Origin of the sequence: Kocuria sp. CPCC 205263 (assembly GCF_040981075.1) — a bacterium.
In the GTDB taxonomy this organism is placed as follows: domain Bacteria; phylum Actinomycetota; class Actinomycetes; order Actinomycetales; family Micrococcaceae; genus Kocuria; species Kocuria rosea.
Window position 1 is genome coordinate 15,219 of the sequence record NZ_JAVKPV010000003.1, and the last position, 21,702, is coordinate 36,920.

The 21,702-nt window shown below is 68.1% G+C and carries 26 protein-coding genes; 18 read left to right on the forward strand and 8 right to left on the reverse strand.

Translation table 11 applies throughout. The features are described 5' to 3' along the window. Positions 1–51 precede the first annotated feature (51 nt). Both RF647_RS04800 and RF647_RS04805 read right to left on the reverse strand, forming a co-directional pair. On the reverse strand, positions 52–1,152 hold the full coding sequence (locus RF647_RS04800) for a tyrosine-type recombinase/integrase (protein ID WP_368811117.1): 1,101 nt from the start codon (positions 1,150–1,152) through the stop codon (positions 52–54). Then, a complete protein-coding gene (locus tag RF647_RS04805; protein WP_368810738.1) occupies positions 1,145–1,681 on the reverse strand; it encodes a helix-turn-helix transcriptional regulator in 537 nt (178 codons plus the stop codon). The genes RF647_RS04800 and RF647_RS04805 overlap by 8 nt, the downstream gene beginning before the upstream one ends. A gap of 111 nt (positions 1,682–1,792) precedes the next feature. Here RF647_RS04805 and RF647_RS04810 point away from each other — a divergent pair, with 111 nt between their 5' ends. From RF647_RS04810 to RF647_RS04845, 8 genes are all read left to right on the forward strand, one after another. Then, positions 1,793–1,981: a helix-turn-helix transcriptional regulator gene (locus RF647_RS04810; RefSeq protein ID WP_368810739.1), complete on the forward strand. Its 189-nt coding sequence runs from the start codon at positions 1,793–1,795 to the stop codon at positions 1,979–1,981. A gap of 544 nt (positions 1,982–2,525) precedes the next feature. Continuing rightward, positions 2,526–3,863: an AAA family ATPase gene (locus RF647_RS04815; protein WP_368810740.1), complete on the forward strand. Its 1,338-nt coding sequence runs from the start codon at positions 2,526–2,528 to the stop codon at positions 3,861–3,863. Continuing rightward, positions 3,860–4,033, forward strand: coding sequence for a hypothetical protein (locus RF647_RS04820; RefSeq protein WP_368810741.1), 174 nt, complete (start codon positions 3,860–3,862; stop codon positions 4,031–4,033). Before RF647_RS04815 ends, RF647_RS04820 begins: the two co-directional genes overlap by 4 nt. Before the next feature lie 457 nt (positions 4,034–4,490). Next, entirely contained in the window at positions 4,491–4,682 is a 192-nt protein-coding gene (locus RF647_RS04825) for a hypothetical protein (protein ID WP_368810742.1), read from the forward strand. A gap of 10 nt (positions 4,683–4,692) precedes the next feature. Beyond that, on the forward strand, positions 4,693–5,535 hold the full coding sequence (locus tag RF647_RS04830; RefSeq protein ID WP_368810743.1) for a hypothetical protein: 843 nt from the start codon (positions 4,693–4,695) through the stop codon (positions 5,533–5,535). A 78-nt stretch (positions 5,536–5,613) separates the two neighbouring features. Then, positions 5,614–6,009 (forward strand): P27 family phage terminase small subunit, encoded by a 396-nt coding sequence (locus RF647_RS04835; RefSeq protein WP_368810744.1) that lies wholly within the window; start codon positions 5,614–5,616, stop codon positions 6,007–6,009. Then, the gene (locus RF647_RS04840; RefSeq protein ID WP_368810745.1) at positions 6,009–6,230 is read left to right on the forward strand and encodes a hypothetical protein; all 222 of its coding nucleotides are present in this window, start codon (positions 6,009–6,011) and stop codon (positions 6,228–6,230) included. Before RF647_RS04835 ends, RF647_RS04840 begins: the two co-directional genes overlap by 1 nt. A 182-nt stretch (positions 6,231–6,412) precedes the next feature. Then, positions 6,413–6,802 (forward strand): HNH endonuclease signature motif containing protein, encoded by a 390-nt coding sequence (locus RF647_RS04845; RefSeq protein WP_368810746.1) that lies wholly within the window; start codon positions 6,413–6,415, stop codon positions 6,800–6,802. Between the two features lie 287 nt (positions 6,803–7,089). Here the strand turns inward: RF647_RS04845 and RF647_RS04850 are convergent, their stop codons facing one another. Both RF647_RS04850 and RF647_RS04855 read right to left on the reverse strand, forming a co-directional pair. Then, positions 7,090–7,260 (reverse strand): hypothetical protein, encoded by a 171-nt coding sequence (locus RF647_RS04850; protein WP_368810747.1) that lies wholly within the window; start codon positions 7,258–7,260, stop codon positions 7,090–7,092. A 469-nt stretch (positions 7,261–7,729) separates the two neighbouring features. Further along, positions 7,730–8,422: a DUF4352 domain-containing protein gene (locus RF647_RS04855; protein WP_368810748.1), complete on the reverse strand. Its 693-nt coding sequence runs from the start codon at positions 8,420–8,422 to the stop codon at positions 7,730–7,732. 246 nt (positions 8,423–8,668) lie between these two features. Between RF647_RS04855 and RF647_RS04860 the strand changes: the two genes are divergently transcribed. Further along, entirely contained in the window at positions 8,669–8,911 is a 243-nt protein-coding gene (locus RF647_RS04860; protein WP_368810749.1) for a hypothetical protein, read from the forward strand. Positions 8,912–8,992: 81 nt separating this feature from the next. Here RF647_RS04860 and RF647_RS04865 read toward each other — a convergent pair whose 3' ends face one another. Next, positions 8,993–9,826 (reverse strand): DUF4352 domain-containing protein, encoded by an 834-nt coding sequence (locus RF647_RS04865; protein ID WP_368810750.1) that lies wholly within the window; start codon positions 9,824–9,826, stop codon positions 8,993–8,995. Positions 9,827–10,068: 242 nt separating this feature from the next. Here RF647_RS04865 and RF647_RS04870 point away from each other — a divergent pair, with 242 nt between their 5' ends. The 5 genes from RF647_RS04870 (at position 10,069) to ettA (ending at position 14,651) form a co-directional block, all read left to right on the forward strand. Next, complete coding sequence (locus RF647_RS04870; RefSeq protein WP_368810751.1) at positions 10,069–10,374, forward strand: hypothetical protein; 306 nt, start codon at positions 10,069–10,071, stop codon at positions 10,372–10,374. A gap of 902 nt (positions 10,375–11,276) precedes the next feature. Then, a complete protein-coding gene (locus RF647_RS04875; RefSeq protein WP_133410803.1) occupies positions 11,277–11,507 on the forward strand; it encodes a hypothetical protein in 231 nt (76 codons plus the stop codon). Positions 11,508–11,916: 409 nt separating this feature from the next. Next, entirely contained in the window at positions 11,917–12,051 is a 135-nt protein-coding gene (locus RF647_RS04880) for a hypothetical protein (RefSeq protein WP_368810752.1), read from the forward strand. 194 nt (positions 12,052–12,245) lie between these two features. Further along, entirely contained in the window at positions 12,246–12,845 is a 600-nt protein-coding gene (locus tag RF647_RS04885; RefSeq protein ID WP_368810753.1) for a single-stranded DNA-binding protein, read from the forward strand. A 123-nt stretch (positions 12,846–12,968) separates the two neighbouring features. Then, entirely contained in the window at positions 12,969–14,651 is a 1,683-nt protein-coding gene (gene ettA / locus RF647_RS04890; RefSeq protein WP_031283621.1) for an energy-dependent translational throttle protein EttA, read from the forward strand. A 102-nt stretch (positions 14,652–14,753) separates the two neighbouring features. Here ettA and RF647_RS04895 read toward each other — a convergent pair whose 3' ends face one another. Continuing rightward, entirely contained in the window at positions 14,754–15,644 is an 891-nt protein-coding gene (locus RF647_RS04895; RefSeq protein ID WP_017834575.1) for an acyl-CoA thioesterase II, read from the reverse strand. Between the two features lie 73 nt (positions 15,645–15,717). Here RF647_RS04895 and RF647_RS04900 point away from each other — a divergent pair, with 73 nt between their 5' ends. Both RF647_RS04900 and RF647_RS04905 read left to right on the forward strand, forming a co-directional pair. After that, on the forward strand, positions 15,718–16,203 hold the full coding sequence (locus tag RF647_RS04900) for a thioesterase family protein (RefSeq protein WP_017834576.1): 486 nt from the start codon (positions 15,718–15,720) through the stop codon (positions 16,201–16,203). Between the two features lie 5 nt (positions 16,204–16,208). Continuing rightward, positions 16,209–16,877 carry a hypothetical protein gene (locus tag RF647_RS04905; protein WP_368810754.1) on the forward strand — a complete coding sequence of 223 codons (669 nt, stop codon included), beginning with the start codon at positions 16,209–16,211 and terminating at the stop codon, positions 16,875–16,877. A 13-nt stretch (positions 16,878–16,890) separates the two neighbouring features. Here the strand turns inward: RF647_RS04905 and RF647_RS04910 are convergent, their stop codons facing one another. Both RF647_RS04910 and pepN read right to left on the reverse strand, forming a co-directional pair. Further along, the gene (locus tag RF647_RS04910) at positions 16,891–17,310 is read right to left on the reverse strand and encodes a globin (protein ID WP_081615853.1); all 420 of its coding nucleotides are present in this window, start codon (positions 17,308–17,310) and stop codon (positions 16,891–16,893) included. Between the two features lie 161 nt (positions 17,311–17,471). Beyond that, positions 17,472–20,039, reverse strand: coding sequence for an aminopeptidase N (gene pepN / locus RF647_RS04915; protein ID WP_368810755.1), 2,568 nt, complete (start codon positions 20,037–20,039; stop codon positions 17,472–17,474). 234 nt (positions 20,040–20,273) lie between these two features. Here pepN and RF647_RS04920 point away from each other — a divergent pair, with 234 nt between their 5' ends. Further along, positions 20,274–20,795: a ribose-5-phosphate isomerase gene (locus tag RF647_RS04920; protein WP_368810756.1), complete on the forward strand. Its 522-nt coding sequence runs from the start codon at positions 20,274–20,276 to the stop codon at positions 20,793–20,795. Continuing rightward, positions 20,796–21,689 carry an Fpg/Nei family DNA glycosylase gene (locus RF647_RS04925; RefSeq protein ID WP_368810757.1) on the forward strand — a complete coding sequence of 298 codons (894 nt, stop codon included), beginning with the start codon at positions 20,796–20,798 and terminating at the stop codon, positions 21,687–21,689. Positions 21,690–21,702 lie beyond the last annotated feature (13 nt).

A 21,702-nucleotide genomic window follows, 5' to 3' on the forward strand; every position in this document is an offset into this window, starting at 1 on the left:
AGGGGGTTGCTTTTTCGTTCGCAGGTGACCAACTCAACGCAAACCCAACGCTTACGCCCCGAACACCTCGAGCGCATCCGATGCATCGGGCGCGTCCGCCAGCTTCTCGACGTAGTGGCGGACCGTGATCGTCTCGGATGAGTGCCCGAGCTGAGCAGACGCAGCAGGCACGCCCTCGGCCCGTGCGAGCAGTGTGCCCACTGTCGCCCGGATCAGGTGCGGGTTTACATGCCCGTAGCCGGCGTCCTTCGTGGCTTCGCGCCAGATTTTGCGGAAGTTGGTTGGCTCCCAGAGCTTGCCGGCGTTGTTCGGAAACACGAACTCGCAAACCTCGGCCCGCCGACGGAACACGTCAGCGCCGAACTCGGGCAGGAACAGCCGGTGCATGGACCCCGCGGACTTCGGCCTGTCCTGACGGATCAATCCCTTGTCGGATCGAACGACGGTGCCCGTGATGGACACCCGTGACTTGGTGCCGTTCAGCTCGACGTCTTCCCACCGGATCGCGAGTACTTCACCGATGCGGCCCCCGGTCGCGAGCAGCACGTCTAAGACGTCCAGGACGTCCCCTGAGAGCTTGGAACGCAGGTCTTGGACCTGGGGAACCGTGAGTGCTTGAACGGCCTTGTGCTCGACATGTACGGGCTCGACGTCGCGCATCGGGTTCATGGGTACGGCGTTGCGGCGCGCAGCGAGGGCGAACATCTGACGGAGCACGGTTTGGCAGAGCTTCGCCGTGGGCGCACCATGCTTGTCCCGCACGGAGCGGAGCGCGTTGTCCAACAGCCCTACGGATGCTTCACGGATACGGACCCCGCCGAGTTTCGGCAGGACGTATGAGTCGAGAACTTCTTTGTACCGGCGCACGGTGGCTGGCGCACGGTCCTTCTCGAGGAAACCCACCCACCAGGCGGCAGCGAGTGCATGGATGCGGGTGTCACCGGTGATGTCTTCGTTTGAGGGCGTGGCGCGGTCGATGAACGCTTCCTTGAGCGCCTTCTCCGCTTTGGCTTTAGAGCCGGCGGTCCGTTCGACCAGTCTTGTCCGACCGTCGTAGTCGCGAAATCTAGCCTTCGCGACGTACGCCCCGCCTGGGGTGGGTGTGAGGCTAATCCTCCCGTACGCGCCGATTGGGAGCGGTGGCCTAGGCATTGTCGCCACGCTGGACCTTGTTGTGCCGAGCATAAACCTGCACAAACTCTCCGTAGTCGTTGAACCCATACTCCGACATATGGTGCCGAACAGCGATCATCGCAGCATCCCCTGCCGTCTCACCGAGTACTTCCGTGGCAAGATCGCGCGCTCCAGGTTCCATGCTCCCCTCGAACTTGGTCAGCGACTTGTGTAGGTAGTGCTGCGCCTCGACGTATCGCAGTCCCAACACGGACAACTCACTTCGTATCTCAGAGGCCTGCCGGACCATTCCCGCGACGGCTGCGGACATGGAGTCGTAGGTCATCACTTCAAGGGTGACGCCAAGTGCTTCTGCTATTACGCCGGCCTCGTCGAGTTTTACGGGGCGGGACCCATTCTCGATCCTCGTGATCGTGGTCTGGTGGAACACCGACAAGCCCGAGTCCACCAGCCGACGGGAAAGCTCCCCTTGCGACCACCCCTTCTCCTCCCGTATGCGGCGCATGTTCTCGCGGAAACGTCGATTCATCGTGCCTTCTTCAGCCATGCATCAACTTTCTCACAAGATGTACTTGCATCCCAACACATCACGTGGGTATGCTGAAGCTACATCGCGAGCCAACACATCTCGTGAGATTGATCTGGAGGGGAGGTGAACATGGACACGATCGAGAAGCCCGTACGCGGGCCGCAGGTTGCCCAGTGGCTTGGCGTCAGCGAGCAGGCACTAGCGCAGATGCGCCACCGGGGAACCGGACCCGCCTTCATCAAACGAGGCCATTTGGTTTTCTACCTTCCCAGCGACGTGGAGCGGTGGCTCCAGGAGGGTCGGCAGGAGAACCGCTGAGCGGACGGCGGTCAGCCCGGCAGAAAACGACACGGGCGCTTATTTGAAGTGACGAATAGACGGTTCACCGGGAGCCAGAATCCCGGCGTAGCGCCCACGGTGGCGCTAACAACCATGCCTTTTTAACGACAAAGGCCCCGCTGCTTCCACGTCCGGCAAGACGAGCAGCTGGGCCTAAACGATTCCTTTAGGAGAGAACCATATGTCTTACCACCAGATTATCGGAACGACGCAGGGCGTCAACTCCAAAGCGATGGTGCGGACGTGACCGGCCTCGTGAAGCGCTTTGCGCTACCCGTCATCATCGCCGGCGCTCATGTCGCCATCTTCCTGGCTGGAGTGCTCAGCGGCCCGGCGCCCGAGTTGATTGGGGGGACCCAGTGACCGACATAGGAGCACAGTTCGCAGCAGCCCTCGACCGTGGCACCGGCCCGGACGACGACCTTCTCTACCCTTTCGCCCGGAAGTTCCACGCTGGGCGAGTCCACAAGAACATGACCCACCAGGAGCTCCATCGAATGTTCAGAGCACGGCAGGTGACCGCATGAGCGATGAGGCACTGAAGCGGCTGTTGCTCACGCCCGCGTCGATGATCAAACCGCGCCGGCAGAAATGGTTGTGGGCACCGGGTGGGGATGGCGTGATCCCACTGGGCACGGGCACCATCTGCGCGGGCAAGGGTGGCGAGGGAAAGTCCACGTTCATGCTCGATATCGCCGGGCAGCTCACCCGGGGGGAGCTCCCCGGAGACCTCCACGGGACACGCGGCGCGGTGATCTACATGGGGCCAGAGGACGACTGGGACACCGTCGTCGTGCCCCGTCTCATCGCCGCCAGCGCGGACCTCGACCGGGTGTACTCCATCGCCGTGGAGACCACCACGGAGGCGTTCAGCATGCAGCGGGAACTCCGGTTCCCCTTGGACGTCACCGAACTCGAGGAGGCGGTCAAGGAAACCGGGGCGCGGCTGGTCATCATCGACCCGGCCCCGGCGCTGATGTCCGGCGACATGAACAAGGTGCAGGACGTCCGCAACGCCTATGGGCCTCTGATGGCGCTGGCGCAGCGGCACGAGCTGTCCATGAGCTTGATCAATCACTTCGGGAAAGGTGCCGGCAGCGTATCCAACAAGCTGTCCGGCTCCCACGCGTGGCGCGACGTCACCCGCTCCTACCTGGCGTTCGCCGCCGACGAGGAGACCGGGGAACGGATTCTGACGCAGGACAAGAACAACTACGGCACCGGCACCGGCTCCTACAAGTTCGCCTTGGAGTCCGTGGACGTCCCAACCGAGGACGGGGTAGCGGAGGTTGCCCGGGTCCGGTTCCTGGGTGAGTCGGACGTGACTGTCTCCGACGTGATCAACCGGGAGCACGTGGACGGTGGGGACGACGAGGACCGCAACGCGGCCCAGGCGTTCCTGCTCGATCACTTGCGGTCCCAGGCCGGGCGTGAGGGCAACGCCGGGGACGTGATCAAGGCCGGTCTTGCCACCGGGTTCACCCGGGACGAGATCAAGAATGCACGGAAGCGCTGCAAGGACCCGCGCATCGTCTCGGAGAAGTCCCGGGCGTACCAGGGCGGCTGGGTGTGGCGCGTGGAGGACGAAGGGGTCACTGAAGGTGTCGCGCACGCAGGCAGTGACACCTTTGACACCTTGGCAGCGCATGAGCCCCCATATATGGGCGTTTCCCATAGTCAGCCCCAAGGTGTCACGGAAGTCACCGAAGGTGTCACCGACACCCCCAAGGCGTCAAAGGCGTCAAAGGGGTCAGTGCACGAGGGCGTGACCCCTTCGGAGACCTGCCCCATCCACCAGGGTGCTCCTCGTCCGGGGGCCTGCTTCACCTGCCGGCGCATCGACAAGGGTGAGGCGGCATGAGCGACCTTGACGAGCAGCGTGTGGACCAAATGCTGAAGCTCGCCAAGACGAAGGCGGAGCTGCAAGATCTCGTCCGCAGTCTCGACGCCGCCAACGTCAGGTTGCGCCGGGCGCGGGATGACCTCGCCACCGCACCGGTGCAGTCGCGGTTGAACGGGGGCCAGTCATGACCGGGGTGCCAGTACTGCCAGCAGCGCGGGAAGCCTCATGACGCATTACACGCCCGGGGAAACCCACGTCAGGTATTACCAGTTCCACGTCGGCGCGAACGGGGCACGTGTCCCCGGCATATGGATTAGACGGGGGTCTAACTCCGTATTCATTCCGCACGAAGACATTTACGCCGTATCGAACCTGCTAATCGATTTGGCGGAACAACACGATAAGGAAAACTCGAACAATGGATAGGCCCTTTTACTCCCGCCCTAAATTTTGGGAAAAATCTCACCGTGACTCGGAAAACGTCTACGCCAAGACCGCGATTCTCGAATGCCCCGGAGGGATCACCGAAACCGGGGTAGCAATCTTCACTAACGGATTCCTCCATATGACCCTGACCGAAGACGGCGCATTCCGCTTAGCGGACGAAGTCGTGGACGTCATCGAAACCAACCGAAGGAACGCAGCGTGACCCGTAACCACGACATCGAGACTCTGCTCCGCAAGGCGCTCGAGAACGCCAATCAGGACGAACAGGACCGCCACGACGACGGCCTAGGCGACCACCAGGCACCCCGACAGGCATCCCGCCCCATCGCCTTAAACGACGACGAGGCTCTCGCCCGCATCGTCGGGGCCGCTCTCAACAACAACATCTGAGGAGAACACCTTGAACACCATCACCGCCGCATCCCTGTCCCAGTACCTCACCAGCACCCGCCGCGTCCTCGAGGCCACCGGGACCCAGTGCCCGCCCCTCGACGCCATCGCTGCGTCCTGGAGCGCTTACCAGCAGGTGGACCGCAACCTCGCCCCGCTCGTGGCGGAAGCCGTCCTCAGTGACTCCAAGGACCTCCAGACGTTCCACGTCCTCGCCCTCGCAGCCGCCAACGCCGGAACCGTGCAGGACGCCACCGTGCGCAACGCCGTTGCCGATGTGATCTACACGGAGGCGTTCAAGGCTTACCGGGAGGTTGCCGCTGAGGTGTACGAAGCCGCCGCCGCGACCTTCAACGACGCCGCGCAGAAGTTCACGAAGGCAGCTAGCCTCGTGGACCCCGAGACCGACGCAAGCGCTGTCGTGAAGATGACCCAGAAGGATCGGGCCGCGTGGATGGACGCGCAGCAGCACGCCGCGACCCTCGACCAGTCCCTTACCGTCCTCACCGACGCCGCCAACCTCGCAGGCTGGGCCGGCGCAACCCCGGACCGGGTCATCCCGCTCGCCACCAACCCCGGAGACGCACACCGACGCCGCGTGTACGAAGCATTTTCTAAGACGGAAGGCAACTGCCGCCGTTGGTCCGCGCTCCTCGCACTCGGGGTGGAGATCGTCGCCCCGACTGACCTGGACGACATGAGGGCATACCGGGCACCCCGGCCTATGGAGATCAAGCAGGTGCACAACGGGTACGGCATCCGTCAGGTCGAGTGGGACCCCGAGGACCCCGAGAACCTTGTCGAAGCAGACGCCCCGAAGAATCGCCGCGCGTCCCGCGTGGTTGTCTCTTAGTCCACCGCACCACCAGTAAGACCCGCAGGGCCCGCACTCACCACCGAGTGCGGGCCCTGCCTTGTCCCAGGAGGACCCATGCAACAGCACCAGCAGGACGGCCAGGAGCAGCGGCACCTGCGCCCCGTCACCACCGCACCGCAGCAACCGCGCACCCCCCGAAACCTCGGCTCCAAGGGCCGGCGCATCTGGGACACGGTCACCGCCGAGTTTGAGATCGAAGAACACAACATCCCACTGCTCGAAATTGCGTGCCGCACCGCAGACAAGGTCCAAGCCCTAGAGAAAGAGATCGAGAACCACGGGTACACCATCGCGTCCCCGCAAGGACTCCGCGCTAACCCTGCCCTCGCCGAACAGCGTGCCCACATCAAGCAGCTCGCCACGATCCTCGCCACACTCAACCTCCCCAGCCTCGAGGACCCCGACGAGCAGTCCCGAACCCGCGGCGCCTACCGGGCGCGGAGGTACTGATGCCCCGGCGACGACGACCAGACGAGGACAGCCGGCACCCGTCCTGGGTGATCAACGGGCCAGGCCCGGGACAGGACCCCGGAGCCTGGTGGGACGACGCCTACCAGTACGTCATGCACCTGTTCGACACCGACCCCGCCGCGGTGTTCGACGTGTTCCCCCACGTCTACACGATCCACACCAATGGACAGCGGAGGGAGACCCATGCCTCGGAGGCGTAAACCGTTCGACCGTGGGCTGCAGCACCCCGCATGGGTGATCAACAGACCCGACCCCCACCCAGACGTCTGGGTGTGGTGGGAAGACGTCAGGATCTACGCCAGCACCCTCGACGCCCGCGATTGGCTCGACGTCATACGACGGGCCCGGGCCATACGACAAACCGAACTGCGCAGGAGGAACAGTGCCGGCTAAGAATCCACCACGGCAAGGCCCACGATCAGACCACACCTTCCTGAAGAACCGGAAAGCTCTCAAGCACGCAGGCAAAAAGAACGGATTGCCGTGCCACTTGTGTTTGGGTGCCCTCGGCCCGATCGATTGGGACGGACCACCCGGAGCACCGCTTAGTTTCGAGGCAGACCACAAGATCCCACTCAACAAGGGAGGGGATCTCCGTGCGGTGTCCAACCTCGCGTGCAGCCATTCCGTGTGCAACCGTCGCCGGCAGGATCTCACTGTCGAACAATTCCAGGCCCGATACCCCGGAGGTGTACCGACCAGGAGCAGCAGCAAGGGCTCCACGGCCCTACCCCCAGTAACCAAACCCAAGACCACGCGGAGGTGGTATTGATGCCCAGACGCAGGAGCACCCGCCCCAGCACCGCGCCACCACCCTGGACCACTTACCGGCCGGGGGAGTGGGGGAGCCATCAACAATGGCTCGACGCATTCAGGGAGTGGGCCGGCAGACCACAAGCACGAGGTGTCACGCTGCGCTGGATCCTGGACAGAGTAGGAGAAGCACGGCGCACGGACAGAGAGCAGCACCCGCACCACGAGCACCACGGACAGCAGTAGCACCACGACGACAGCGCCCGCCGCAGCAGACCATCACGGTTCGCAGCGGCGGGCGTTTCGTCATGCCCGGACTTCGGCGACAACAACGATCACGACGACGACGTGCATCGATGAGATGTTCGACTGCATCGACATCGGGGTGATGCTCGACCACAACAAGAGGTGATGCTCGACCACGACAACGAGACAAACCTTCTCTTCATCAAGGTCACGCGCGACCACGACCAGCACCAGCAGGAAAACGCCAGACAACCGAACCGCTCAGCGCCCGCCTACGCGCCTCGAATTCACCAGAGCAACGTGGGGACACCATGACCAGGCAAGCCCGTCACGCGTACGCACGCGACCGCCCAGGACCACGAAGGCACCCCACCCCGTACACCCTCCCGACCCCGTCCTGATCTTGCGCCCTCGGCATAGCAAGATCCTTCCCCGGGAAAGTAATGGACCCCCTGCTTCGTCGGCCCTTGCTTGCCTGGGCGCTGAGGTTCAAGCTCGCCGTAGTCGCACTTGCAGGGCTTCCGCGATGTGACTGTGCCCCTGTTGGCAACAGGCGGGCCGTTTGTGGTGGGGGAGCAGCTTCGTTTGGGCCTCTTGGCGCGGGTGCCTGTGGTGGTGGCGCAGGTTTCTGCCTTATAGCAAAAGGACGCCCCCGGCCATATCGCCGGGGGCGTCCCAATCGTGTTTGATCAGTAAAGATTTACTGTACGGCGTTCGCCGGGATGTCGTAGATCGCTTGGCCGAATCCGAATACTTCCGGCGAGAACAGCAGTTCCCAACTGGACTCATCGGCGCTTACCTCGTAGGCGACCTCACCACGCATCGAGCGTCCGGCCCCCAGCTCACCGTCAAGGCTGCCCTGAGTATCCGCCATGATCGACAGCTCAGCACTCCGGTTCTCAGAATCGTTGAGAGTCCACATCATCATGGATGAAATTGCCTCAGACTCATCAGAATTGTTGGTCACCTCGATGTCCAAGACCAGCCAGCGGGTGCCCGCTTCCGGTGTAGCGAACTCGCCCCCCGTGTCAAACCGTGCGCTGTGGAGGGTGTGCTCAAGCTCTCCCATGGCGACGGTCTCGCCGACCGCAAGGTTGGCCGCAGTCTCTGTGGATTCGCTGTCCTCAGATTCCGAAGTGGCGTTCTCAGGCGGGATATCGGTCGTTTCGTTCTGTACGGGCACGGGATCTGTGCTGCCCGGGGTGAAGAGAGCCGCGCAGCCGGCAAATAGGACGATTGCCAAGACGATTAGGCCGAGGCAACCGATGACCCACTTCTTCTTCCCCTTCTTCTGGGGAGGCTGTTGGCCGTAGCCGGGGGGCGGGTACTGACCGGGCTGTTGGTTGTACTGAGGGCCTTGAGGGCTTGGGCCGCTAGGGGGGTTGTGGGACATGACGGTCCTTCTGATGGGGGGCGATGTGTCTTCTTCACTTTAGGGAACGGAAGTTTGTTTGCCGGAGTGTGACTTGCCCGCGAGTCTTCCTGCCCTACTTGGTTACAGTTCGGTAACTAGGGTGTCGTGTCGCGTGTGTTCGGGGTGGCGCTACCTAGACTTTGGTCCAGTTAATGACATGTCATTGACATGGTTCCCCGGTCGTCTGCGTGGACGGCCTACCCCCCCCCTTGGAAGGTGTCCCTGATGAAGAAACTGAGTGTCGACATTGCACCTAACGTCGGGGCGCTGCTGTTGCTGGTGTCCGTTGTCGGCATGGTTTTGTCACTTTTTGCAGGTGGAGTCGTAGGGCCCATCGCGAGCAGCGGCATGACCTTGGGCATCATCCTTTTGGGGTGGGGGGCGTTCAGCAACTTCAACGCACAAGGGGATTCGGGGATGCCGTTGAGCGAAGCCGTGGAGCGGATTCGCGTCGCGCGACTCTCATAATCAGTGATGACAGGACAGCACCCCGGCAGCGATGCCGGGGTGCTGTTGTCTTAGTTGAGCTCGTTCTGAGCAAGGAGGGCGCTAGCCGCCGATGTACTCGCCCGTGATGCTGTCGACGGTGCCGGCCTCGATGCCTTCGCACTGGGAGCGACCACCGTCGGTGGTGGGCTCGTAGTGGATGCAGAAGGCGTCGTAGTACGGCATACCGTCCTCCAAAGCGGCCAGGGCCTCTTCGTAGGTGAAGTTCTGGTCCGGGACGGCACCAGGCATATCAGGCTCGGTGGATTCTGAGTTCGCCGGTTCCGTTTCGGGCGCGCTCTCCGGTGCCTTTGGCGCGGGCACCCCATAAATTGACTGACCAAACTCCAGCACTTCAGGCGAAAAAATCAGTTCCCAGTTGTCGTGGGACTCGTCTACAGCAAACGCGATTTCGCCTCGCAGAGAGCGACCAGGGCCCAACTCGCTGTCAAGACTGCCCTGCTCATCGCCCGTGATGGTCTGGTCAACGCTGCGGTTGTCCGGGTCGTACAGGGTCCACATCCCCATGGACGAGATCGACGCTGGCTCGTCTGACCTGTTGGTTACCTCGATGTCAGCGACCAACCAGCGGGTGCCGGGTTCCGGGGTCGTGTACTCGTCGCCGGGAGCAAAGCGGACGCTGTGGAGTGTGTGCTCCAACGCCCCCATGGTGACGGTCTCCCCAATCTCGTGAACCGAGCTTGACGGGGTTTCCGGTGCCGGGGTTGCTTCAACGGTTTCTGATGAAGAAGCGCTAGGGGGCGCAACAGAAGAACCTCCACCACCATCGTCCCCAGATGCGCCGCAACCGGCTACCAAGACGAGTGCAAGGGTGGCTAAACCCATGCGCCCGAGGAGCCGCTCTTGCTTGAACTTCTTCAGGGGGTGGGGTGACATGGTTGTCTTCCTGACTGGAGGGGGCACTTTGCTCATCACTTTAGGGAATGACACGACATCTGCCCGAGTGTGACCTCCGTCCATTGCGTCGATCCACCATGCCCAGTTACCCCAGTGCGGCGCCGATTCTCCGTGATGGGAGCCAGGGCCTCTATAGACGGGGCACCCCACGCGATTGTCTGGGCACTATCTCGTCGGATGATCCGAGTACCTCTTACTGTGTGCAATTCACTCCTGAACACATGGCAGCTATCCAAGGCGTCTCCGCGCCCGGTATGACGCCCGGTGCTGGGGCCAGCCGCTACCCGTACAACCGGGAGCCGTACGGGCGTGCCCGCATCCCCACTGCCTTGGGGGAGCTTGTGGTCGACGGAAAGGTGTTGATGACGGAGCGCGGGCCCCTGGTGGAGTTCTGGCGTGATGCCGGCGTCCTCGGCATCCTCGACGTGTTCATACCCGAGACATGGGTAAAGCCGATCCCGCGGGACGAGTCGGAATGGCGGCACCCTTACGACGTCCTCGAAGACTGGAACTCGCACGGAGGCTGAATAGCGCCTGGACCCAACGAATACCCAACGAAAACACCGGAATGTTACGTCAGTTAGCGTCATGACGAATCGCCGAATAACCCTAGGATCGTGCGGCAGATGTCATGTCCAGGGATGTGCGGATACCCAACGTAAACCCCCGATTGGTAATCTCTTGGTCGGGGGTTCGACTCCCTCCTGGGGCACACTCGCGATCCCCGCCGTCCCGGGCCTCACGGTCCGTGGTGGCGGGGATCTCGTCGTCTCCGACGGCCGATCCGAAGGCACGTCGTGCTGCGGTGCCCGGCGGGATATCTCCGGTGGCGAGGTGGACGGCCCTTGCGGGCAGGGCCGGCGGACCGGATGAGCGTGCCGGCGCCCGCTCGGTGGAGCGGTACCTCCGAGCGAAGCGGGGGCGGGGTAGGCTGTGCGATGGGCACGCAGATCTCGCCGTCTATGTGCCCGCGGCCCGCTCGGTCTTACTGGACCGGGCGGGCCATCTTTCGTCGGTGGCGGAGCCGGCAGGCCCTGAGCGGCCTCCTGGCAGACGCCCGAAGCCGGAGCCCTTCCCCGCCACACCCCGGACGACCGGCCCCTCCGTGGCCCTCGGCGGGCACGGCCCGGCAGTCCCCCTCCCGGGCGGTCCCGCCGATGCCTCTCCTCGAGCTGCAACCCCCCTCTGGATAGTTTGCGGTCGCGAAAGTGTGGACAAGCACCACCCTGTGAATTCGCATACGTTAAGTAGCACATCGAGGGGTGCAGTGATCCGGCCACCTGAGCTCCGCGCCAGGACGGACGAGGAGCCGGAGCAGCACCTCCGCGACGACCCCGGCGGCAGCCCGCCGGGACGGCCGCAGTTCCCGGACGGGGTGCCCGGGGCGGCCACGGACCACGCGTCCGGATCCGATTCAGGGGGAGGAACCATGAGCGTCACCATCATCAGGCAGTGGACCGGCCGGGGGGCCCGTTACTACCACTACGACACGGTGGAGGAGGCCACGGAGGACACCCGTGACTTCATCGTCCGCAACGTCGGCCCGGACATCGATCCGCAGCAACTGGAGGCGATCACCCGGGGCGTCGTCGCGCTGCACTGCATGAACCTCGACTTCCGGGAGGACTGCATCGTGGTCGAGCCGGGGCACGCCGCCTAGCTGAGCGGAACGCACGGGGGGCCTGCGGCGAGCCGGGTGCGGCGCCGTCGCGCCGTGCCCGGAGACTGCGGGGGTCGCCGGGCGCGAGGCAGACCGCCGCCTCCCGTCCGGGCGCCCGCACTGCACCGGCACCGGCCTGCCGTGGCGAGATCGCGGACGACGCCCGTGGCTGACGTCCGCGGTCGTCGCCCCGCCGCGCGGAGCGACGGCTCCGAGCGGCGGGGCGACGCGCGGGGACGGGGCGGGTGCGGCTCCGGCGGTCCGGGCGCCGTGCCGGCCCCGAAAACCGGTCCGCGGTGCATCCACAGGAGCCCCTGGGCCGGTAGTAGGGGTAAGGACACCCGCGCAGGATGTCGTCCGGCAGGCCGCCGCCTGTCAGGCCACTGCAACGAACATCGAGGTGAGTCCGATGGGCCGGATCCGACTCTGCCAGTGCGGCGCCCCACCGCTCTACGGCCCGTGGTGCTGGGCATGCTCCCACGAGCAGGAGCGGCACCGGGAGCCCCTCGCCGTCATCGCCTGGAACGCCGTCGACATCGACTGACGGGCGCTCGCGGACCGCGCGCCGGCCGCACGCCGGTCGCACTGCACAGCGCATGGTCTCGGAACCCGAGGAGCGCGGCCTCCCACAACCGGGGCCCGCCCGCCGCGGCGGCACCGGCTCCGGCAGGACGCTGGGTGCACCCCGCCACCGGGGCCAGCACCGGCCGCACCGGCCGCCGTCCAGAGGAGTTCCCGATGACCGAGCAGATCACCGTCCGCGGCTACGTGGCCACGGATCCCGAGTCCCGCAGCCTGCCCGACGGCACCGTGGTGGTGACCTTCCGCCTCGCCTCCACCCCGCGCTGGTTCGACCAGCAGGCCGGTGCGTGGCGGGACGGGCACACCAACTGGTTCTCCGTCCAGGCGTTCCGTTCGCTGGGGCTCAACGCGCTGGCCAGCATCAAGAAGGGCCAGCCCGTGGTGGTGGTCGGCAAGCTCAAGGTCCGGTTCTGGGAGGGCGAGCACGGGCGCAACACGGCCGTGGACGTGGACGCGGTGTCCCTGGGGCACGACCTCGCCCTCGGCACGGCCTGCTTCCAGCGCACCGTGAGCTCCTCGCCGCCCGCCGAGCAGACGGGGGACCGGCCCGCCGGGCAGCCCGAGGACGCGGCGGCGACCGGGGCCGCGGACGCCCCGGCGGCCCCGGACGGGGACCTGTCGGAGTCGAGCGGCGACCCCGACGGCGGGGGCGGAACCCCGGCGGTCCCGGAAGACGTCGACCCGGAGACCGGTGAGCTCCTCGGGGCCGCTGCCCGGCCGGGCCGGCGCCCGCGCCGCCAGCCCGCCACCGCCTGAGCTCCTCGGGCAGAGCCGTCCCGGCACGGGGACGGAGCCGGTGGCCGCGGTGCCGCGGCCACCGGTCCGTCCCCGCCCGGTGGCCGCCCCTCGGCCTCCGCCGGGCGGGGTAGCCTTGAGGGCATGGCGGAATTCATCTACACAATGTCCAAGGCCCGCAAGACCGTGGGCGACAAAGTCATCCTGGACGACGTCACCATGTCGTTCTACCCCGGCGCGAAGATCGGCGTCGTGGGACCCAACGGGGCCGGCAAGTCCACCATCCTCAAGATCATGGCCGGCCTCGACCAGCCGTCCAACGGCGAGGCCCGGCTCAGCCCCGGCTACACCGTCGGCATCCTGCTCCAGGAGCCGCCGCTGAACGAGGAGAAGACCGTCCTGGGCAACGTCGAGGAGGGTGTGGGCGAGATCAAGGCGAAGGTCGACCGCTTCAACGCGATCTCCGAGGAGATGGCCCAGCCGGACGCCGACTTCGACTCCCTCATGGAGGAGATGGGCAAGCTCCAGGAGGACATCGACGCCGCCAACGCCTGGGACCTCGACTCCCAGCTGGAGCAGGCGATGGACGCCCTGCGCTGCCCGCCGCCGGACGCCGACGTCACGGTCCTCTCCGGTGGTGAGCGCCGCCGCGTGGCCCTGTGCAAGCTGCTGCTGCAGAAGCCGGACCTCCTGCTGCTCGACGAGCCCACCAACCACCTCGACGCCGAGTCCGTGCTGTGGCTGGAGCAGCACCTGAAGGACTACCACGGCGCCGTCATGGCCGTGACCCACGACCGGTACTTCCTCGACCACGTGGCCGAGTGGATCTGCGAGGTCGACCGCGGCCGGCTGTACGGCTACGAGGGCAACTACTCGGCGTACCTCGAGACCAAGCGCGCCCGCATGGAGGTGCAGGGCAAGAAGGACGCCAAGCAGGCCAAGCGGCTGGCCGACGAGCTCGAGTGGGTGCGTTCCAACGCCAAGGGCCGCCAGGCGAAGTCGAAGGCCCGCCTGGCCCGCTACGAGGAGATGGCCGCCGAGGCCGAGAAGACCCGCAAGCTGGACTTCGAGGAGATCCAGATCCCGCCGGGACCCCGCCTGGGCAACCTCGTGATCGAGGCGAAGGACCTGCAGAAGGGCTTCGGGGACCGCTCCCTCATCAAGGGCCTGTCCTTCTCCCTGCCGCGCAACGGCATCGTGGGCGTCATCGGCCCCAACGGCGTCGGCAAGTCGACGCTGTTCAAGACCATCGTCGGCATGGAGGAGCTGGACGGCGGGGAGCTGAAGATCGGCGACTCCGTCAAGATCTCCTACGTGGACCAGAACCGCGCGAACCTCGACGCCAGCAAGTCGCTGTGGGAGGTCGTCTCGGACGGTCTGGACTACATCAACGTCGGCAACGTCGAGATGCCCTCGCGCGCCTACGTCTCCGCGTTCGGCTTCAAGGGCCCTGACCAGCAGAAGAAGGCCGGGGTGCTCTCGGGCGGAGAGCGCAACCGGCTGAACCTGGCCATGACCCTCAAGCAGGGCGGCAACCTGCTGCTCCTCGACGAGCCCACCAACGACCTCGACGTCGAGACCCTCGGCTCCCTGGAGAACGCGCTGCTGGAGTTCCCGGGCTGTGCCGTGGTCGTGTCCCACGACCGGTGGTTCCTCGACCGGGTCGCCACCCACATCCTCGCGTGGGAGGGCACCGAGGACGAGCCGGACCAGTGGTACTGGTTCGAGGGCAACTTCGAGTCCTACGAGGCCAACAAGGTGGAGCGCCTCGGCGCCGACGCCGCGCGGCCGCACCGCGTCACCCACCGCCGCCTCACCCGCGACTGACGCAGGGCCGGGCCCGGAGCCCGTGCCGCCGAAGGGGCCCGCCGGGCGGGAAGGAGCTGCTCCTTCCCGCCCGGCGGGCCCCTTCGGCGTGCTCCCGTGCGGTCAGGAGAACTCCGGGAAGCGCATCATGCCCTCCTGGGCGGTCGTGGCGACGAGCCGGCCGTCCCGGGAGAACATCCGGCCCACCCCGAGGCCGCGGGCCGAGGAGGCGTTGGGGGAGGACTGCACGTAGAGCAGCCACTCGTCCGCGCGGGTCTCCCGGTGCCACCACATCGCGTGGTCGAGGGAGGCGATGTTCATGCCGGGCTCGATCCACGTCCTGCCGTGCAGGCGCAGGATGGGCTCGAGCAGCGTGTAGTCGCTCGCGTAGGCGAGCGCGGCGCGGTGGATGTTCGGGTCGTCCGGCAGCGGCTTGAGGGTCTTGATCCACACCGCGTTGAACGGCTCTCCCCGGGAGTCCGGCTTGAAGTAGATCGGCTCCGTGATGTACCGCATGTCGAAGGGCCGTTCGTGTGCGATCGCCTGCGCCTCGGGGGCGTCGACGTGGCCCAGCAGCTCCACGGCGCTGGGCAGGGACTCCGGCTCGGGCAGGTTCCGGGGGGACTCGTCCTGGTGGTCCAGGCCCCGGGCCGGGACCTGGAAGGACGCGATGGCCGAGAGGATGGCGCGCCCGTCCTGGTAGGCGTGCACGCGGCGGGCGGAGAAGGACCGCCCGTCCCGGATCCGCTCCACCCCGAAGGTGATCGGCTGGGACACGTCCCCGGCGCGCAGGAAGTACGCGTGCATCGAGTGGATGATCCGCTCCGGCTCCACGGTGCGCATGGCGGCGGTCGCGGCCTGCGCCAGGACCTGCCCGCCGTAGACCCGGCCGCGTGCGGGGGAGATGGAGTGGCCCACGTAGATGTCCTCCAGGGTGCGCGCGCCACCCCCGTCCGCGAGGTCGAGCATGTCGAGCAGGGCCTGCGTGGGGTCCGGGATCGGGCTGTAGGTCATGGCCTTCACTCTAGCCAAGCCGCCGGTCGCGCCGGGGCGCGTCCGGCGCGCCCGGGTGTGATGGGATGGGGGCATGTCTTCGCTGCTGATCCCCATCCAGATGCGCTTCGGCGACATCGACAGCTACGGCCACGTTAACAACGTCACCATGCTCCAGTACCTCGAGGACGCCCGGGTCCGGCTCATGGCCCGTCCGCTGCCCGAGGACGCCGCCGCGGGGGTGCCGGAGGGCGCGACGTTCCGCACCCTGCTGGGGGACCTGATGACCGTGATCGGCCGGCAGGAGGTCGAGTACACGCAGCAGCTGCTGTACCGCGACGACCCGGTGTCCGTGCGGGTGTGGGTCTCCTCCGTGGGCGGGTCGAGCTTCGTGCTGGACTACGCGGTCCAGGAGGAGGACGGTTCGCGCGTCTACGCCGTGGCCCAGACGGTCGTCGTCGTGATCGACCGCTCCTCCGGACGGCCGGTGCGCCTCGACGACACGCAGCGGGGCCTGCTCGAGCAGTGGCAGGACGCCCCGACCCGCTTCGCCCGCCGGCCCGCGCCGGCGGAGGCCTGAGCCCCGTGGTCCGGTCCCTTCCCCTGACGGACCCGCGGGACGTCGCCGACCTGCGGACGTACCTGTCCCGGGCCCGTGGGGTGGACCCGCAGGGCGCGGTGCGCTTCCAGGCGCGCGGGCGGGCCCTCGGCGTCTACGTGTGCGTGCTCGAGCCCCACGGCCTGCTCGACACCACGCCCACGGTCCTGGGGCTGCGCACCGCCGCGCTGGCCGGGGAGCAGGCTCTGGACGTCACCGTCCCGCTCGGCGGGGTCCTCGACCGGATGCCGCGCCAGGACCAGGACGCCACGGACGTGGGCCTGCCCCCCGTGGACGCGAACGTTTCGTGGGCGGGCATCGCCCCGCCCCTGGGCGGGTGGACCCCGGTGGGGTCCGTCGCCGGGGACGCGCTGCGCGAGGTCGCCCGGGCCGGGATCGCCGAGGTCGCCCGGGCGGTGCCCACGGACGCGGGCGCCGCCGTCGTGGACACCGTGCGTTCGCAGGTCTGGGGCCGGTCGTCCGGGTGGGCGGAGCCGCTCGCGGGGCGGCTGACAGGGGCGCCGCTGCCGGACGGCGCGGCGTTCGCCGCGTACTCGCTCGGCTTCCTGCGCCCGGGCGCGGAGGTCGCCGTCGCGGAGCACGGCCGCTGGGTGCGCCTGAGCACCCCCGGCGGGCACGTCCTGGCCAAGCGCTGAGACTCCCGGGACCTCAGCCGGGCCGGTTGATCATGGCGTGGGCGGCGCGGTCGAAGTAGTCCCAGATGATCCCGTCGTGTAGAGGGGAGAGCTCCAGGGTGTCCAGGGCCGCGCGCATGTGCGTCAGCCACGTCTCGCGCGCCCACGTGTCCACGGGGAACGGCATGTGCCGCATCCGCAGCCGCGGGTGCCCGCGCTGCTCCGAGTAGGTGGTCGGCCCGCCCCAGTACTGCTCGAGGAACATCCGCAGCCGCTCCTCGGCGGGGCCGAGGTCGTCCTCCGGGTAGAGCGCCCGGAACCGTTCGTCCTCGGCCACCCGGGCGTAGAACTCGTGCACGAGCTTCACGAACGTCTCGTGCCCGCCCACCTGGTCGTAGAACGACGACGCCGTGCCCGCCTCGGCCTGCTCCCGCTCGTCGCCGACCTGCGGCACGGGGCGGCGCAGCTGGGACAGGGGCGCCCCGACCGCGAAGGAGCGCGCCGCGGGCGGCGCCGCCGCGGCGGGATCGGTGCGCGGGTTCTGGCCGGCCTGGGACGTCGAGCCGGCCCCATCGGGACCGTGCCCGGCCGGACCGGGGTGCTGCTGCTCGTCGCTCATGCGCGCACCACCTCGTAGGCGGCGTCCACGGCCTGCGCGCGGACCGCGCGGGCCGTCGCGTCGCGCTGCTCGAGCACCAGCCGGCGGAGTCCGTGCAGGTCCTCGGGCAGGTCCGCGAGGAAGGCGTCCGCGGCGTCGACCGTCTCCTGGGCGGGGATGTTCGGGTACATGCCGGTCGCGATCTGCTGGGCCAGCTCGTGGGTCCGGGTGCGCCACACGCCGGGGATCGCCGCGAAGTACTGCTCGGCCCAGGGCGCCAGCAGGGAGGTGTCGGCGGCCGTGCGGAAGCCGTCGATCGCCGCGTCCTGGATGGAGTTGGGCAGGGACCCGTCCACCATGATCTGCTGCCACGCCCGGGCCTTGGCCTCGGCCGTGGGGATCGCGGCCCGGGCGCGGGCGGCCGCGATCGCGCCGTTCTCGGTGTTGTCCTGCGCGAGCATCGCGTCCACCTCCGCGTCGCCGGCACGCCCGCCGGCGCACAGCGCGGTGAGCAGGTTCCAGCGCAGGTCGGTGTCCAGCGCGAGGCCCTCCAGAGCGCGCCGCCCGTCCAGGAGCTGCTCGAGGACGTCCAGCTGCTCGTCGGTGCGGGCGTGCCGGGCGAAGGCCCGGACGAACTGCAGCTGCTGGTCGGAGCCGGGCGCCGCCTCCTCGGTGAGCCGGCGGAGCCGGTCGGCGGCGGCGCGCACGGTGGCCCCGCGCACGGGTTCGGCCACGTAGCCGTCGAGCACGGTGTCCAGCTGGCGCAGCTGCACCTGGATGCCGGTCGAGGCCGTCTCGTGGGCGATGTTGCCGAGCACGAGCTTCACGTAGCGGCGGGCGGGCGTCTCGCCGTCGTGCACGCCGTCCCACACGGACGCCTGGACGAGGGCGCGCGGGAGCGTGTCCTCGAAGTTCTTCAGGTGGGTCAGAGCGGTGTCCAGGGAGCACTCGTCGAGGCGGATCTTCGCGTAGGCGAGGTCGTCGTCGTTGAGCAGCACGAGGTCCGGCAGCTCCCGGCCCACCAGCTGCGGCACCTCCGTGGACGGGCCGTCGACGTCGAGCTCGACCCGGTGCGTGCGCACGAGCTTGCCCTGTTCCCCGTCGTGGTCGTAGAAACCCACGGCCAGGCGGTGCGGGCGCAGCGTGGGGTGCTCGTCGGGGGCGGTCTGCTGGATCCGGAAGGAGCGGATGATCCCGTCCTGGTCGGTCTCGAGCTCCGGGGTCAGGGTGTTCACCCCTGCGGTCTCGAGCCACTTCGCGGCCCACTCGTCGAGGTCCCGGCCGCTGGCCTCCTCGAGCCGGACCATGAGGTCGCGCAGCTCGGTGTTGCCCCACGCGTGCTCCCGGAAGTACCGGTTCAGCCCGGCCATGAACTGCTCCTGGCCCACCCAGGCCACCAGCTGCTTGAGCACCGAGGCGCCCTTGGCGTAGGTGATGCCGTCGAAGTTCACCAGCACGTCCTCGAGGTCCCGGATCTCGGCCTTGATGGGGTGGGTGGTGGGCAGCTGGTCCTGCTCGTAGCCCCATGACTTCTCCCCGGCGGCGAACGTGGTCCACGCCTCCGTGTACCGGGTGTTCTCCGCCGCGGCGAGGGTGGACATGAACTCCGCGAAGGACTCGTTGAGCCACAGGTCGTTCCACCAGCGCATGGTCACGAAGTCCCCGAACCACATGTGGGCCAGCTCGTGCAGGACCGTGATGGCCCGCCGCTCCACCCGGGCCTGCGTGGGCCGGGAGCGGAAGACGTAGAGCTCCACGAAGGTCACCGCGCCGGCGTTCTCCATGGCCCCGGCGTTGAACTGCGGGACGAACAGCTGGTCGTACTTCTCGAACGGGTAGGGCACCCCGAACTGCTCCTCGAAGAACTCGAAGCCGCGCTTGGTGATGCCGAACATCTCCTCCGCCTCGACGTGCTCCACGAGCGAACGGCGGGCGTACAGACCCAGGGGGATCGTGCGGCCGTCGGCACTAGTGAGCTCGTCGTGCACGGACGCGTACGGGCCGGCGATCAGCGCCGTGACGTAGCAGGGGACCACTGGGGTGGGGGTGAAGGACCACGTGGCGGCGCCCTCGCCGGCGGCGACGGGCTCCGGGGTGGGCTGGGTCGAGACGACCGTCCAGTGCGCGGGGGCTGTGACCGTGAACGCGAAGCGCGCCTTGAGGTCCGGCTGCTCGAACACGGCGAACACGCGCCGGGTGTCCGCCACCTCGAACTGGGTGTAGAGGTAGACCTCGTCGTCGACCGGGTCCACGAACCGGTGCAGGCCCTCGCCGGTGTTCATGTACCGGCAGTCCGACTCGACCGTGAGCACGTTGTCCGCGGCGAGCCCCGGCAGCTGGATCCGCACGCCGTCCGAGACCTCGGCGGGATCGAGCTCGGTGCCGTTGAGCACCACGGAGTGCACCGCGTCGGTGATCGCGTCGATGAACGTCGAGGCGCCCGGGGTCGCCCGGAAGCGCACGGTGGTCGTGGAGCGGAAGACGCGCTCGCCGCGGGTCAGGTCGAGGACCACCTCGTAGGCGTCCACCGCCACGGTCTCGGCCCGCGCGGCCGCCTCCTGGCGGGTCAGGTTGGTTCCGGGCACTTCAGTGCCGTCCTCTCGTCGGGGTCGGGGTCGGGTCGGGATGGCTCGGGATCGGGGCGTCCGCGACCGGTGGGCCGCAGGGGATCGTCCCATTATGTCAGCCGGGTCCCGGCCGCCCGGGGAGGCCCTGCGGTGTGCGCGGCACGCACTACGCTGGAGGGCGGCCGGTCCGCTCGCGCGGGCCCTGCGCCTCGATCCCGCCCCGTTCCCGCGAACCCCAGGAGCACGCCGCCCATGCGCGTCCACATCGCCACCGACCACGCCGGCCTGGACCTCTCCCGCTACCTGGTCGAGGAGCTCGTCGCCGCCGGCTACGACCTCGTCGACCACGGCCCCGCCGAGTACGACGCGCTCGACGACTACCCCGCGTTCTGCATCAGCGCCGCGCGCGCCGTCCGGGCGGACCGGGAGGCGGGGCTCGACTCCCTCGGGATCGTCCTGGGCGGATCGGGCAACGGCGAGCAGATCGCCGCCAACAAGGTCGAGGGCATCCGTGCCGCCCTGGCCTGGAACCTGGACACCGCCCGGCTCGCGCGCCAGCACAACGACGCCCAGGTCGTGGCGGTCGGTGGGCGCCAGCACCCTCAGGAGGAGGCGCTGGCGATCGTCCGGGCGTTCCTCGCGGAGCCCTTCTCCGGCGAGGAGCGCCACGAGCGCCGGATCGCGCAGATCGGCGAGTACGAGTCCACCGGCACCGTCGCGGGCAGGCTCGAGGACCTGCGCCCGCGCGAGTTCCCGGCCGCCCGGGAGGCCTGAGTGCCGGAGGGCCACTCGGTCCACCGCCTCGCCCGCCAGTTCGCCGACTGCTTCGTGGGACAGGCCCTGGCCGTGAGCTCCCCGCAGGGGCGCTTCGCCGCCGGTGCGCACGCCCTGGACGGCGCCGTGCTCGACGGGGCGCGGGCCCACGGCAAGCAGCTGTTCCTCGACTTCGCCGGGGACCGGGTGCTGCGCTCGCACCTCGGCCTCTACGGCGCGTGGAGCTTCGGCGGCACCGATCACTTCCGCGGCGCCTCCTCCATCGGGGCCCCGCGCCGGATCGGGGAGCGGGAGGCGCACGACGACGACGACGCCGCCCCCGCCGGCCCGCTGCTGCCGCCGGCCCCCGTGGGGGCGGTGCGCGTGCGGCTGGTCGGGGACGAGGGCTGGGCCGATCTGCGCGGGCCGACGCTGTGCGTGCTGGAGAGCTCCGCCGAGGCCGAGGCGGCCCGGGCGCGGCTGGGCCCGGACCCGCTCGACCCGCACGCGGCCCCCGCGCCGTTCGTGGCCGCCGTGCGGCGCAGCCGCCGCCCGGTGGGCGCGCTGCTCATGGACCAGGCCGTGGTGGCCGGGGTGGGCAACATCTTCCGGGCGGAGTCCCTGTTCCGCCGCGGACTGGACCCGATGACGCCGGGGCGCGCCCTCGACGAGCCGGTGCTGCTGGAGCTGTGGGCGGAGAACGCGGCTCTCATGCGCACGGGCGTGCGGCTGGGCCGGATCCTGACGACCGACGCCGCGGACCGCCCGGGGATCTCGGAGGCGCAGGCGTGGCCCGGGCACGCCCACCTCGTCTACAAGCGCCAGGGCCTGCCGTGCCGCCGGTGCGGGACGCCCGTGGCGGCGGGGGAGCTGGAGGGGCGCACGCTCTACTGGTGCCCTTCCTGCCAGCGCTGACCGCGCCGGGGCC

Coding starts and splice junctions, on each gene's coding strand:
- RF647_RS04800 (WP_368811117.1), bottom strand. CDS start 1,152: ATGCCTAGGCCACCGCTCCCAATCGGCGCGTACGGGAGGATTAGCCTC.
- RF647_RS04805 (WP_368810738.1), bottom strand. CDS start 1,681: ATGGCTGAAGAAGGCACGATGAATCGACGTTTCCGCGAGAACATGCGC.
- RF647_RS04810 (WP_368810739.1), top strand. CDS start 1,793: ATGGACACGATCGAGAAGCCCGTACGCGGGCCGCAGGTTGCCCAGTGG.
- RF647_RS04815 (WP_368810740.1), top strand. CDS start 2,526: ATGAGCGATGAGGCACTGAAGCGGCTGTTGCTCACGCCCGCGTCGATG.
- RF647_RS04820 (WP_368810741.1), top strand. CDS start 3,860: ATGAGCGACCTTGACGAGCAGCGTGTGGACCAAATGCTGAAGCTCGCC.
- RF647_RS04835 (WP_368810744.1), top strand. CDS start 5,614: ATGCAACAGCACCAGCAGGACGGCCAGGAGCAGCGGCACCTGCGCCCC.
- RF647_RS04840 (WP_368810745.1), top strand. CDS start 6,009: ATGCCCCGGCGACGACGACCAGACGAGGACAGCCGGCACCCGTCCTGG.
- RF647_RS04855 (WP_368810748.1), bottom strand. CDS start 8,422: ATGTCCCACAACCCCCCTAGCGGCCCAAGCCCTCAAGGCCCTCAGTAC.
- RF647_RS04860 (WP_368810749.1), top strand. CDS start 8,669: ATGAAGAAACTGAGTGTCGACATTGCACCTAACGTCGGGGCGCTGCTG.
- RF647_RS04865 (WP_368810750.1), bottom strand. CDS start 9,826: ATGTCACCCCACCCCCTGAAGAAGTTCAAGCAAGAGCGGCTCCTCGGG.
- RF647_RS04870 (WP_368810751.1), top strand. CDS start 10,069: ATGGCAGCTATCCAAGGCGTCTCCGCGCCCGGTATGACGCCCGGTGCT.
- RF647_RS04875 (WP_133410803.1), top strand. CDS start 11,277: ATGAGCGTCACCATCATCAGGCAGTGGACCGGCCGGGGGGCCCGTTAC.
- RF647_RS04880 (WP_368810752.1), top strand. CDS start 11,917: ATGGGCCGGATCCGACTCTGCCAGTGCGGCGCCCCACCGCTCTACGGC.
- RF647_RS04885 (WP_368810753.1), top strand. CDS start 12,246: ATGACCGAGCAGATCACCGTCCGCGGCTACGTGGCCACGGATCCCGAG.
- ettA (WP_031283621.1), top strand. CDS start 12,969: ATGGCGGAATTCATCTACACAATGTCCAAGGCCCGCAAGACCGTGGGC.
- RF647_RS04895 (WP_017834575.1), bottom strand. CDS start 15,644: ATGACCTACAGCCCGATCCCGGACCCCACGCAGGCCCTGCTCGACATG.
- RF647_RS04900 (WP_017834576.1), top strand. CDS start 15,718: ATGTCTTCGCTGCTGATCCCCATCCAGATGCGCTTCGGCGACATCGAC.
- RF647_RS04920 (WP_368810756.1), top strand. CDS start 20,274: ATGCGCGTCCACATCGCCACCGACCACGCCGGCCTGGACCTCTCCCGC.